At 45.8% G+C, this 14,718-nt stretch carries 6 protein-coding genes and 1 pseudogene; 4 read left to right on the forward strand and 3 right to left on the reverse strand.

From position 1 onward, the window contains the following. On the forward strand, positions 1 to 1,395 hold the full coding sequence (dnaA, locus tag NQ546_RS00005) for a chromosomal replication initiator protein DnaA (protein WP_004288466.1): 1,395 nt from the start codon (positions 1 to 3) through the stop codon (positions 1,393 to 1,395). Positions 1,396 to 1,500: 105 nt separating this feature from the next. On the opposite strand, the gene NQ546_RS00010 is transcribed toward dnaA, so the two are convergent. Then, positions 1,501 to 2,235, reverse strand: coding sequence for an NADPH-dependent oxidoreductase (locus tag NQ546_RS00010; RefSeq protein WP_172556401.1), 735 nt, complete (start codon positions 2,233 to 2,235; stop codon positions 1,501 to 1,503). Between the two features lie 341 nt (positions 2,236 to 2,576). Between NQ546_RS00010 and NQ546_RS00015 the strand changes: the two are divergent. From NQ546_RS00015 to NQ546_RS00025, 3 genes and pseudogenes are all read left to right on the forward strand, one after another. Then, positions 2,577 to 5,062 (forward strand): annotated as a pseudogene (locus NQ546_RS00015) (adenosylcobalamin-dependent ribonucleoside-diphosphate reductase). A gap of 125 nt (positions 5,063 to 5,187) precedes the next feature. Next, positions 5,188 to 7,878, forward strand: a complete 2,691-nt coding sequence (locus NQ546_RS00020) for a 4-alpha-glucanotransferase (protein ID WP_004288457.1) — start codon at positions 5,188 to 5,190, stop codon at positions 7,876 to 7,878. Between the two features lie 143 nt (positions 7,879 to 8,021). Beyond that, positions 8,022 to 8,150, forward strand: a complete 129-nt coding sequence (locus tag NQ546_RS00025; RefSeq protein ID WP_004288455.1) for a hypothetical protein — start codon at positions 8,022 to 8,024, stop codon at positions 8,148 to 8,150. A gap of 179 nt (positions 8,151 to 8,329) precedes the next feature. Here the strand turns inward: NQ546_RS00025 and NQ546_RS00030 are convergent, their stop codons facing one another. Then, positions 8,330 to 11,275 (reverse strand): DUF6562 domain-containing protein, encoded by a 2,946-nt coding sequence (locus NQ546_RS00030; protein ID WP_004288454.1) that lies wholly within the window; start codon positions 11,273 to 11,275, stop codon positions 8,330 to 8,332. Between the two features lie 31 nt (positions 11,276 to 11,306). After that, the gene (locus NQ546_RS00035; RefSeq protein WP_004288453.1) at positions 11,307 to 14,684 is read right to left on the reverse strand and encodes a DUF6562 domain-containing protein; all 3,378 of its coding nucleotides are present in this window, start codon (positions 14,682 to 14,684) and stop codon (positions 11,307 to 11,309) included. Positions 14,685 to 14,718 lie beyond the last annotated feature (34 nt).

Raw genomic sequence — 14,718 nt, forward strand, 5'->3', positions numbered from 1 at the left:
ATGAGTGAACAGGATCATGTCGGATTGTGGAACCGCTGTCTTGAAATTATCAGAGACAATGTTCCTGAACAGACATATAAAACTTGGTTTCTCCCCATTATTCCTTTAAAATATGAGGACAAAACGCTTGTTGTACAAGTTCCCAGCCAGTTCTTTTATGAGTTTCTGGAGGATAAATTTGTAGACCTATTGCGTAAGACTCTTTACAAGGTAATCGGCGAGGGAACAAAGTTGATGTATAATGTCATGGTGGACAAAAGTTCGCGGCCGGAAAAGACCGTAAACTACGAATCCACCCATCGTACTATCATCCCGCAAAAACCGACGATAGACAAAGCTATCCCGCAGATTCCTGTTCCTGATTTAGACCCACATCTGAATCCGGAATACAACTTCGACACATTTATTGAAGGATATAGCAATAAGCTTTCTCGCAGTGTTGCAGAGGCAGTGGCACTCAATCCCGCCAAAACGATATTCAACCCGTTGTTCCTATACGGAGCGTCAGGTGTGGGAAAAACCCACCTTGCCAATGCCATCGGTACAAAAATCAAGGAACTATACCCCGAAAAACGGGTATTGTATGTATCCGCACATCTATTTCAGGTTCAATACACCGATTCCGTACGTAACAACACGACCAACGACTTTATTAACTTCTACCAGACAATTGATATATTGATTATTGATGATATTCAGGAATTCGCAGGTGTTACAAAAACACAAAACACATTCTTCCATATCTTCAATCATCTGCATCAGAACGGCAAACAGCTGATCCTGACCTCCGACCGCGCCCCTGTATTGCTTCAAGGTATGGAAGAGCGCTTGATTACACGCTTCAAATGGGGAATGGTAGCCGAGTTGGAAAAGCCGACCGTAGAATTACGCAAAAACATTCTGCGCAACAAAATACACCGCGACGGTTTGCAATTCCCACCGGAGGTCATTGACTACATAGCCGAGAATGTGGGCAACAGCGTTCGCGACCTGGAAGGTATTGTCATCTCCATTATGGCCCATTCCACTATATACAACAAAGAGATCGACCTGGAACTGGCACAACGCATTGTACGCAAGGTTGTGAACTGCGAAAGTAAGTCCATAACCATTGACGATATCATCACCACTGTATGTAAGCACTTCGGATTGGAGAATGCCGCTATACATACCAAATCGCGCAAACGAGAAGTGGTGCAGGCGCGGCAGATAGCCATGTATTTAGCGAAAAACCATACCGATTTCTCTACTGCAAAGATCGGCACGCTAATCGGCAACAAAGATCATGCTACCGTATTGCATGCCTGCAAAACAATCAAGCAGTTAAAAGAAGTGGATAAATCATTTCGCGCCGAGATCGACGAGATCCAAACAGCCTTGAAAAAAGGGAACTAACTCCCGAATAACAATTATAAGGTATAGAGTATAGTTACATTTGCCTTTCCATATAGCAAGTTCATACTCTATACCTTATATATAAATTATACCTAACCTTTCAATCTAAAAGCCCTGTTCTTTCATCACTTTCCAAAGGTTCTCAGACATTGCCTCGCTATCTTTCTTCGTATAACGCACGTCCGTAAACACTTGAGCCAGTGTTTCCTTATTGTTTTCTATTATAAATCGTATATTTTCCGACAACGACTCTTTGTAAGCATACAAGCGATCAATATCCTCAGATGTATAATCATGATAGATTTCTTCATGGACAACGGCTTCCAAAGGCAAGCGGTCTACTTGCGCCGGAACCTCAGCAGGCCATCCCACAGTAACGGTAGTAATAGGAAAAACCAATTCGGGCAGTTCCAGTGCCTCAATAATCATTTGAGGATTATAGGTAGTGGTACCCAAATAGCAAATGCCTAAACCTTTTTCCTCAGCTGCAACACAGAATGTTTGCGCTGCCAATAAAGCATCAACAGCCCCGGTGACAAACCATTCAAAATTATTATATCCCGGTTCCGCCTTGCGCTGCACACACCATTTGCTGAAACGACGCAGATCAATGCAAAAAGTAAGAACCACCGGCGCAGTCTGCACCATAGGCTGATTGAAATGCGCCGGCGCCAATTTAGCTTTGCGGTCAGCATCACGAGTTACAATTACGCTATAAACCTGCATGTTTCCAACCGTAGAAGCACGACAAGCGGTTTCAAGCAAATCATTTAACAAATCAGAAGAAATATCTTTCTGCTGATACTTACGAATTGTTCTCCTTTGTTTTAAGCTTTCCATTCTTTCTTTTTTTTGCAAATATAGTGAAAGAAACACAGAGTACATGTTTAATAGGCCTAAATATATTCTCCCATGTTTTCCAAAAGAATAATTCCATCAAGCAATAAGTTAAGGCACAATTTTCTTTTTGGAAAACTTTTCATTCATCACAAAAAGATATTCTCATATAAATCAATCAATTAATAAATTAAATTGGAAAACTTACATACGGTTAATAAAATTCCACCTTTTTATTTTGCTATAATAAAAAACATTCATAGATTTGCAATCACATTTGTTAGCGATAAGTACAACTTCTACACATTTACTTATTTACAATTAAATCTAAGAGATATTGCATCGTGGAAAAGAAAATTTATTCTTATGACGAAGCCTACGAAGAATCTTTACGATACTTTCAAGGTGACGAGCTGGCTGCAAGGGTTTGGGTAAACAAATATGCAGTTAAGGATTCTTTCGGGAATATTTACGAAAAGTCTCCGGAAGACATGCACTGGAGAATAGCCAACGAAGTGGCACGCATTGAGGCCAAGTATCCTAACGCACTGAGTTCCGAAGAACTCTTCGGGTTGTTCAACCACTTCAAATACATCGTTCCGCAAGGAAGTCCGATGACCGGGATCGGTAACAACTATCAGGTGGCTTCCCTTTCCAACTGTTTTGTTATAGGTGTGGACGGTGAAGCCGATTCTTATGGCGCCATCTTCAAAGTGGACGAAGAGCAGGTACAACTGATGAAACGCCGCGGCGGAGTAGGACACGACTTATCACACATCCGCCCAAAAGGTTCTCCGGTAAAAAATTCCGCTTTGACTTCCACCGGACTGGTTCCTTTCATGGAACGCTACTCCAACTCTACTCGTGAAGTGGCCCAAGACGGTCGTCGGGGTGCGCTCATGTTAAGCGTGTCCATCAAGCATCCGGATTCGGAAGCGTTCATCGATGCAAAAATGACAGAAGGCAAGGTGACAGGCGCCAATGTTTCCGTCAAACTGACCGATGCATTTATGCAAGCAGCCATTGATGGCAAACCATACGTACAGCAATACCCGATTGACGCCACCGATCCTGTATTCAAGAAAGAAATCAATGCCACCGATCTGTGGAAAAAAATTGTGCACAACGCATGGAAGTCCGCCGAACCCGGTGTGCTTTTCTGGGATACCATTCTAAAAGAGTCTGTACCCGATTGCTATGCAGACTTGGGTTACCGCACCGTATCCACCAACCCTTGCGGTGAGATACCTTTATGCCCCTACGACTCTTGCCGCTTGCTGGCTATCAACCTATATTCCTATGTAGTCAATCCGTTCAAGCCGGACGCTTACTTCGATTTCGACCTCTTCAAGAAGCACGTTGCATTGGCCCAGCGCATCATGGACGATATCATCGATCTGGAGTTGGAAAAGATAGAACGCATCATGGCCAAGATTGATGCCGATCCGGAAAGCGAAGACGTGAAACATACTGAAAGCGTATTGTGGCAGAAGATATATAAGAAAAGCGGTCAGGGTCGCCGTACCGGTGTGGGAATCACCGCCGAAGGCGATATGCTTGCAGCACTGGGATTGCGTTACGGCACTGAAGAAGCGACCGAATTCGCCGAACAAGTGCATAAGACAGTAGCGCTGAGTGCCTACCGCTCGTCTGTGGTAATGGCAAAAGAGCGTGGTGCTTTTGAAGTTTACGACAGCGAACGTGAGAAGAACAACCCGTTCATCAACCGTTTGCGCGAGGCCGACCCCGAACTGTATGAGGAAATGAAGAAATACGGCCGTCGTAACATTGCCTGTCTCACCATTGCGCCGACAGGTACAACAAGTTTGATGACACAGACCACTTCCGGCATCGAACCCGTATTCCTGCCCGTCTACAAACGCCGCCGCAAAGTCAACCCGAACGATTCCAACGTACATATCGACTTTGTCGACGAAACCGGAGACGCTTTTGAAGAATACATCGTATTCCACCCCAAATTCGTGACATGGATGGAGGCAGAAGGTTACGACCCAGCCAAACGCTATACGCAAGAAGAAATAGATGCACTGGTTGAGAAGTCACCTTATTATAAAGCGACTTCCAACGATGTAGACTGGCTGATGTAACCATTAACCTACCGAACGATGTGGACGAGGAACTGGTAAACCGCCTGTACGTCGAAGCATGGAAATCGGGCTGTAAAGGCTGTACGGTGTATCGTGACGGTTCGCGTTCCGGCGTACTCATCTCCACCAAGAGCGACAAGAAAAACGAACTCCCGCCATGCAAGCCGCCTACGGTTGTCGAGACACGTCCGAAAGTGCTTGAAGCAGACGTTGTGCGTTTCCAGAACAATAAGGAAAAATGGGTGGCATTCGTCGGATTGCTGGACGGACATCCCTACGAGATATTCACCGGTCTTCAAGATGACGACGAAGGCATCATCCTCCCGAAGAATGTTTCAACAGGACATATCATCAAGAACGTCGATGAGAACGGGAACAAGCGTTACGACTTCCAGTTTGAGAACAAACGCGGTTACAAGGTCACTATCGAGGGACTGTCCGAGAAATTCAACAAGGAATATTGGAATTACGCCAAGCTCATCTCCGGCGTATTGCGTTACCGCATGCCTATCGAGCAGGTAATGAAACTGGTAAGCTCACTCCAGCTGGATAGCGAAAACATCAATACTTGGAAGAACGGTGTGGAACGCGCTCTGAAGAAGTACGTCACAGACGGCACAGAGGCCAAAGGCAAAAAATGCCCGAACTGCGGCAACGAAACCCTTGTCTATCAGGAAGGTTGTCTCATCTGCACCACTTGCGGTGCATCCCGCTGCGGATAATCGGAAGAGCAAACGTTTGCATAGGATTTTAAACGAGATAGCAGACAATAGCTGCATGATTATGAAGAATATTTTTTATACTTGCATAATCATTGCAGCTATTGCTATTTCTAAATCTAATATATATGACCTTATCATTTAATATCGAGTACAGAACCAATTGGGGTGAAGAAGTCAGAGTTTCAGGCTCCATCCCGGAACTTGGAAACGGACATCCCTCCAAAGCATTTCCGCTACAAACCATAGACGGCATCCATTGGGCTGCGGAAGCAGACATTGCAGTGCCGGAAAGCGGATACGTCCTATACAGCTACTATATTTTCCGCGACGGGCACCCTATACGTGTCGAGTGGAACAGCCTGCCCCGCACTCTTTACCTCTCCGGAAACTCCAAGAAAACCTACCGGATACAAGATTGCTGGAAGAACCTGCCGGAGCAGCAATATTTCTACACCTCCGCCTTTACGGAATCCCTTCTGGCACACCGCGAACGCAGTGCTGCTCCTAAGGGGCATAAAAAAGGCCTGCTGATAAAAGCGTATGCCCCCTGCATCGACAGTGACCACTGTCTGGGCATCTGCGGAAACCAGCCGATCTTCGGAAACTGGAATCCGGACAAGGCCGTACTTATGAGTGATGCCAACTTCCCTGAATGGCAAATAGAGGCAGATGCCTCCAAAATCCATTTTCCGTTGGAATACAAATTCATTCTATACAACAAGAAAGAACGCCGCGCCGTATGCTGGGAAAACAATCCGAACCGGTATATGGCGGACCCGCAAAGCGGTGCAAACGAGACACTGGTTATCGGTGACCGTTATGTATATTTCAACCTTCCCGTCTGGAAAGGTTCGGGTGTTGCCGTACCCGTATTCTCACTCCGTTCCGAGAAAAGTTTCGGTGTAGGCGATTTCGGCGATTTAAAACGCATGATCGACTGGGCCGTCAGCACCCGGCAGAAAGCCGTACAGATTCTGCCGATCAACGACACCACCATGACACATACGTGGACAGACTCCTATCCTTATAACAGCATCTCCATCTATGCTTTCCACCCGATGTACACAGACTTGAAACAACTGGGTGCATTGAAAGACAAGAAACTTATGGCTGCGTTCAACAAACGTCAGAAGGAACTGAATGCCCTGCCCTCCGTCGATTATGAGGCAGTCAACAAAACCAAATGGGAATACTTCCACCTCATCTTCAAGCAAGAGGGAGAGAAGGTGCTGGCCTCGGCAGCCTTCCATGAGTTTTTCGAGTCGAACAAGGAATGGTTACAACCGTATGCCGTTTTCAGCTATCTGCGTGACGCCTATAAAACGCCCAACTTCCGCGAGTGGCCGAAGTACAGCAGCTACGACATCCAAGAGATAGAGAAACTCTGCCAGCCGGAATCGGCGGATTATCCGCATATCGCCATCTATTATTACATCCAGTTCAACCTGCACCGGCAGCTACTCGCCGCCACTGAACACGCACGCGCCAACGGCGTCGTACTGAAAGGCGACATCCCCATCGGCATCAGTCGCAACAGCGTAGAAGCATGGACAGAACCCCATTATTTCAACCTGAACGGACAAGCCGGCGCACCACCCGACGATTTCTCGGTGAATGGACAAAACTGGGGCTTCCCCACCTATAACTGGGATGTCATGGAAAAAGACGGTTATGCATGGTGGATGAAGCGCTTCCGCAAAATGGCGGAATACTTCGACGCCTATCGCATCGACCACATCCTCGGCTTCTTCCGCATCTGGGAAATCCCGATGCACGCCGTACATGGCCTGCTGGGGCAGTTTGTACCCGCCCTACCCATGACACGTGAAGAGATAGAAAGCTACGGACTCCCCTTTCGCGATGAGTTCCTGAAACCGTATATACACGAATATTTCCTCGGACAGATGTTCGGTCCGCACACCGACTACGTGAAGCAAACCTTCATCGAACCGACGGACACGTGGGAAATCTACCGGATGCGTCCGGAGTTTGACACCCAACGTAAGGTAGAAGCCTACTTTGCCGGCAAGACGGACGAAGACAGCATTTGGGTGCGCGACGGCTTGTATGCGCTCATCAGCGACGTACTGTTTGTACCCGACCGCCACGACCCGTACAAATATCATCCCCGTATCGGCGTGCAACACGACTATGTGTACCGCTCCCTGAATGATTGGGAGAAATCGGCCTTCAACCGCCTGTACGACCACTACTACTACCACCGCCACAACGAGTTCTGGCGCGAGCAAGCCATGAACAAGCTGCCTCAACTGACACAGTCCACCCGAATGTTGGTATGCGGTGAGGACTTGGGTATGATTCCCGATTGCGTGGCATGGGTGATGAACGATCTGCGTATCCTCTCACTGGAGATACAGCGCATGCCCAAAGACCCCACACAGGAGTTCGGGCATCCGGAGTGGTATCCATACCGCTCAGTCTGCACCATATCCACCCACGACATGTCCACACTGCGCGGCTGGTGGGAAGAAGACTTTCAGCAAACGCAACGTTACTACAACACGATGCTCGGACACTATGGCGCTGCCCCCGCAACTGCCACTCCCGAGCTTTGCGAAGAGGTGGTGCGCAAGCATCTGCAAAGCAACTCCATACTCGCCATCCTCTCCCTGCAAGACTGGATGTCCATGGACGGCAAATGGCGCAACCCCAACGCACAGGAAGAGCGCATTAATGTGCCAGCCAACCCACGTCACTACTGGCGCTGGCGCATGCACCTGACGCTGGAGCAACTGATGAAAGCCGAAAGCCTGAATGAAAAGATAAAAGAACTTATCGCACAAAACGGACGATAAGACAAGTGCATTTAAACTGATAATTAATAAGAAAGCGGTGGAAAACTTTTGAGAAGTCTCCACCGCTTTCCTGTTAATTGTATTCTCCAAGATGCAATTTTCTGTTATTTTTGTATTTTATAGAATACAAAACTCCACCGCTTTTGTATTTTATAAAAAACAAGACACAGCAACAATTGGCCGGTGTGGAAAAAGGCTACCTGGCATTGAATAATATCGAAGTGGGCTTCCGTAATGAAATTCCGCTATGGTTATTCGGATTGACGTACTAAATTGAGAGCTTACAAAGCCAAATCATATAAAAAATTTCCCCGCGTTTCACAACGCAGGGAAAACAAACAAACAAATACAAACAGTATAGCATGGAAACGGAACACTTTCCAACTGTTTTCCATGCAAACTGGATGTTTCTATATATTTCCGGCAAGCGGCATCCGCCGCATTACCATAGTTATTTATAGTCGTCCCATCCGGTAACGTCTGCGCCAAATGTAACGCCTTCCTTGATGATAATGTTCTTGTTTATGCTGTCATAATAATCATTATTCGCACTCAAGTTACCATTGATAGTACCACCATTAATGACAAGATTACCGTTCTTCTTACCGCTATCACCGTCAAACTCTACGCGGCCATTAATGACGCTTTGGCCATTGACAGTGACCGTTACCCCTCCCGGATAAGGCTTGTAGGAGTAAACATCGAACGCACATTGTCCTGCTGCAGCAGTAATGGTAGAGTTTGAAATCGTACAGCTTCCGTTATTATTGGAGATAACATACTTACAAGAACTTCCGCCAATCAGTTTGACTTTGTCCAGTGTCAGATGACAGTAATTCTGTATAAGCATCCTGCCTGACGCCACCTCTTTGGGCTGAACAGTACCATTCCTGAAAGTAACAAAAGCATCTTTTTCAAGATGGAAGTATTGGTTCTGGTATCCGGTAGAACCAAATAACGGATCATTGGTAAGATTCCATGCATGTTGGTTCAAGTCTATCTCAACCGTAGCCCGGCTACCGTTTTCCTCTTTATTATTTTTATCTTTACCATAGAAAATGCCCAGTCCCGGACCCTCATAGTCCTTCAGAAGTTTGACTTTCACATTGGCCCCGGCAGACAGATGGCCGAGCAGACTCGGATCGGAGAATGTACCGCCACTGACGTTGATAGCCGGTGTGTAGCCGGCATTGCCCGTAGAAACAAGCGCATTAGCCTCTGCTGTCAGTGTACCGCCTTTGATGTTCACGACACAATCGCCATATTTGGCAGCTACATTGATTGCCGCACTTTCCATATTGCCGGTACCGTCGCCCCAATCTCCGGTATCGCCTGTACCCTTACTGGTGATCAAGGCTGTGCCTTCAACATTCAGTGTACCGCGGTTGATGCATACACCACCGCCTACACCATACACCTTACCGCCACTAATGGTGGTTGTGCCGGATTGCGGCAAGTACACTGCATAATCGGAAGTAGAAATCAGCTCACCGCCTTCAATCCTGATTACACTATTTTGCGTTTTGTACTTACCATTACCTAACACCGCAGACCAGCCTGCTTCGATCTTACCGCCGGTTATGGTGAAATCGCCACCTTCATAAACAGCCACACCATACTGCCCATTATTTGTAGCATTTTCTCTGGCGGCATAAATAGTGCCGCTCTGCATAATCATAGCCGCATTTTCACCTATAATACGGATCAAGCCTGCACCATAAGCGCCGCCTGTATAATCCTTATTTGCAATAATCCGGCCGTTTCCCTTGCTGTCTTTCAGTGTCAGATTTCCATATACCGCAATTCCGTCTACTCCCCGATTGGCTGCTGTAATGGTGTTGCCGTTCAGGTCTAAGGTAGCCGTCTTATTGGCAGGAATCTCAATGCTTCTACCTGTTATGTCAACATCTTCTTTCAACTGATATACGCCGCCTTCAGCCATAGCCTCTTTGAGGTTCTCCGCTTCCAAAGACACCTTTTCAAAGCCTTGCGGCAAGGTGGCGGGAAGCTGTGCCTGATTTGAAGCATAAATATATGTAATGCCGGTGTTTTCGGTGCTCTTTAGAATTGTAGTAATCGTACCTTTACCAAACACCTTTACATTACCGGCATTCACTGTCAGTTTGTCAACAGTCACCCCGTCATTGATTACCAACGTATTTTCGGCAGTACCGGCTTCTATCTCATCATACTTCGTTCCATTCAGATAGACGGTTGTCTGCTTTGCGTCAATGACCAGTTTTTTGGTTTGCGGAGCTATGATAGTAAGTTCTTTCGGAGGATTTGAATTTCCTGCATCATTGGTATAATTAATCGTCACCGTCTTATTCGTTGTTTCCGGCAATGTAATGGAAACAGCCTTATCCGTTGCCGTATATTTAGGTAACTCAATGGTTGCATCTTGCGCCGGAGCAGTTGTAACAACTACATTATCACAGGTTTTCAACGCATCGGCTACGTCTGCAATATTAGCTACTTCCACAATCTTCTTATCCAAATCACCTGTGAACGCCGGTTCTAAGGTTGCGACAAACTGGCCCGACACAGTCAGCATGCTGCCTGTCACATTCGTCTTGTAGTTACGCTGAACAGGAATATTACTCAATTCCTTATCGGTAATCTTCTCTCCAGCGGCATTATTCATTGTCAACACCATATTCGTCAGCAATTGTCCCTCTTTCGGAGCAAAAAGATAATCCATGGTCAGTGCACCATCACCATCTACAACAGCAGCATTTTCGTTGTAAGAAAGTGCGGCCAAATCACCTGTCACTGCGCCTGTATGAGCATTAAAGCCCTTATATACCCCTTTGAACGCCAACGATGCAGTGGCAGGAATAAGCGCCGTTCTATCTGTGGGAATACTCCCAAGGTCTGTGGTCTTAATATTCAACTGACCAAAGGGGCGGGTCAATTCCACTGCCTCATTGAAGGCTCCGGTCACCAACTTACTCAGCAATACGCCCGTAAAGGCATCGCGAGAGTCATCGTTTCCGGCATAATTTCCGAGAAGAGAAATATTCTGTAAACCATTAGTAGTCTGGTAATGTCTGTCGGTCTTAATGCCTCCCTCTCCGGAAACATCCGCCCAGAACACAAAGTCATAGGTTTGTGAAGTTACCAGCCTCACGTTGAAGGTCGCAGTTTTATTACCCGCCACAGGCACCACCTGACGCTCACCATAAAGTTTGTCACCCAAATAAATCTCCATGATACAACGGTTCACCTGTGTACCGTCGCCCGCCGCGCGGGTAGAAGGAGCATTAGCACCCGGCAACTGCACACTGAAAGATACAGCAGTCTCGTTGCCACTTCCACCATTCACCAACTCGTCATTCTGACAGGCTGTGAAAGCCAACAGGATAAGACCCGCCAGCAGTAAAAAACTCTTTTTCATATTAATAATGTTTTAGAATAGAAAGACATTCCTAAAATCTCGTACCGTTAATAGTCAGCGAAGGCTGGGTTTCCTCGTATCGTATTCCTCCCAGCAGCCCCATATATTCTGTTTTATCGATCGTCTTACCATTAAAGGTTGAACTTTGAATATAGCTGAACGGCATATCGATAACCAAAGACTGACCTTTCACACCTTGCAATGTACCTACACAAATGCTGCTCTTACGATGCTCCTCACCGATATTCGTATTAGCCGGAGCTTCTACTTTGGTATTGATGATGAAATTTCCGCTTACTTCATTGGCAACCGCCACTGAACCGATATAACCTAAAATACCGCCACACTGACCATACTCCTGATTCTCGGTATCTACCTTAATCGTCGAACCTTTCACAGTACATTTTCTGATGCTGATACCATTCTCAGCCTGGAAACCGGCTATGCCACCCACTTTATTGATACCCTGCACGATACTATTTTCGAGTGTACAATTCTCTACCACGTTCGTACCATAGGCACGACCGATAAATCCGCCGGCATAAGCATTGTTACTGCCATCATTAACTGCTGTAATATTCGCATTCTTCAGAGTAAGGTTCTTGACAGTCACACGAATGGCATTAGGTAACAAGCCTGCATATTGCTTGTTCGACAAAGTATAATTGGCAATGGTATGATTATTTCCGTTGAAAGTACAATTACTTATACTTTCAAACGAAGTGCTCAATGTGATATTATGGCTACCCATATCCAAATCGCGGACAAGCACCACTTCCACACTCTTTCCATCGGCTCCGCTTTGAATAAAGCCGGCCAACACATCCGGATCACCTATGTAAATCTTACCGTCATCAGCAACGGTTCCTACGGAAGCATAACTGTGTCCACTCCATTTATGGCTTGGCAACACTGTTGCACCCGTTGCACATCCGTCAAGATTTATCGAGCCATCATCAACCACTTCATTGCGCCAAGCATTGGCATTGAAATCTACCACATGCGGCAAACGCGGCGTCCGGGTTTCACGGAACTTTGTATTATTCTTCAATATCAGTTTATTATAATAAGGAGAACGCATGCTTACACCATACTGATAGTTGGTTTCTGTCTGTGGAACATTATCACTCACTACATCACAGTTATCCAACGTTATTGTATTGTTACGCACATACTTAACTGGTGCGGCATCGGTGGCATTATAGTCATTCAACACAACAGTGGCAAATACTTCCGTAGGACCAGAAAAACAGTTACGCCCTATCAGCTTAGAATTCTTCACATTAAAAACAGAGCCGGCATTTGCAGTAGACCAAATATTGAAAGCAGCACGCCCGTCAAGAATGGAGTTATCCACATTGATATTCAACGATACATTATGCAATGTATTAATAGCATAGTACACTCCTTCAAAAACACAATCGTTTACAGTCAGGTTTGTCACAGCCGTTCCATCATACGCTTTATTACTATTACGTCCTACTGTAATCGCTCTCGAATAAGAAGAGTTTTTAAAATTATCGCTCTTCTCGCTCGTATAATCATAATCCTGCGACTTATCCACATTCAACTTCGTGGCTCCAAAGCCAATATAGGAATTCTCCAGTAAAGCTGTAATCACATTACCGGTACCGCCGTTCTGAATGTTGAAACCAGACTGATTAGACTTACCGGAAGTCAGCAATAAAGAACTGTTACGGACAGTAATTTTCTGATTGGTTCCTAATACTTTCACCAATGGATATTCATTGGTAGAAGATACTGTCAAGTTATCAAATGTAACATTGGCAGCTCCGTCGATTATCTCGATAGGAGATACGGCAGCCTGATCTACATGTATTTTCAGGTTGGAGATGGTGGCGTTAGCAGCAATTTTCATTGGTTTCCCTACGGTTGCCGAAGAATTGGCAGATACTTTGGCCGCATCGAATGTAGCTTCACGTTCAATCAAAATGCCGGTATACCCTGAAATAGCATCGGTTATCAAGTTATCATAACTTTGTTGATTATCAAGGCAGCGGATGATAGTTCCGTTCCAACCCGTCTCCTTCGTCACAGCAGCAGTTATCTTTCCATAAAGCTTAACATTACCTTTCTTCAACGTCAGTGTTCCGATAGTAACACCACTTTCCACAATCAAGGTATTCTCCGCCGTAGCAGCCTCAACTGCTGTATAAGACTGTCCATTCAATGTTACGGTAGACTTTTCCGCCTTAATAATTACCTTACTAGCAGAAGGGGTCGTTATTTTCAATTCCTTAGGAGCATTTTTGCTCTCTTCACCGCCTTCCGATGAATAATTAATAGTAATATCCTGAGCTGTTTCAGGCAATGTTATGGACACCGCTACATCTTCTTCCTCATATTTAGGTAATGAAATGGTTTCCGCCTGCGTCGGAGGTGTCGTAACGACAACGTTAGTATTGGTTTTTAAGGCTTCAGTGACTTCACTTACGAGCGCTACTTCTTTCACTGTCTCACTTAAATCAGGAGAAGAAAACGTAGGCTTTACTGTTACCTTAACCTTACCGTCAACCGTCAGCAAATTGCCCGTTACATTTGTCTTATAATTGCGCTGAACAGGTATAGTATTCAAATCTTTCGTAGTAATCAGCTTACCGGCAGCATTGTTTACGGCAAGTGTCATATTTACCAAATGTTGCTCGCCTACAGCTTTCGGTGCAAAAAGATAATCCACAGTCAGATTACCGGTAGCATCCACCACATCTGCCGCTTTTTCGTAAGCCAAAGTTATCGGTTCGCCAATCAAATCCCCCGTAGCAGCATTAAAGCCGGTATAAAGGTTCTTGAACGACAAGGTAGCAGTTGTCGGAGTCAATGCCTCTCTTTGATTTTCAGGAATCAAAGCCAAATCTTCCGTCTTGATATTCAACTGTCCGAACGGACGAGTCAACTCCACACTTTCAGAAAAAGCATTTGTAACCAGCTTCTCCAGACTAGCAGAGAAAGCATCACGCGTATCATCCTTGCTACTCCCATTGTAAGTGCCTATCATAGCTATGTTACGAAGGTCAGCAGTGTTGTAATGCAAATCGGTTTTAATATCCTCACCTTCAGCAGACGCCACATGGTCTGCCCAGAATACGAAGTTATACGTTTGTGACGTAACCAGACGGACATCGAATTTAGCTGTCAGCCCATCCGCCTGAACGGCACTGACTTCACGCTTATACAATTCGTCATTCAGATAGATTTCCATGATGCAACGGTTCACCTGCACACCGTCACCGGCAGCGCGGGTGACAGCAGAATGGCCGTCATCCGGCAACTGTACACTGAAAGAAGCGGCCACTTCGCCGTTTCTTCCACCATTCACCAGCTCGTCACTCTGACAGGCTGTGAAAACCAACAGGATAAGACCTGCCAGTAGTGAGAAATACTTTTTCATATTAGTTTTGTTTGAGTGAGACATATATTATTTT

Source organism: Bacteroides eggerthii, assembly GCF_025146565.1.
In the GTDB taxonomy this organism is placed as follows: Bacteria; Bacteroidota; Bacteroidia; order Bacteroidales; family Bacteroidaceae; genus Bacteroides; species Bacteroides eggerthii.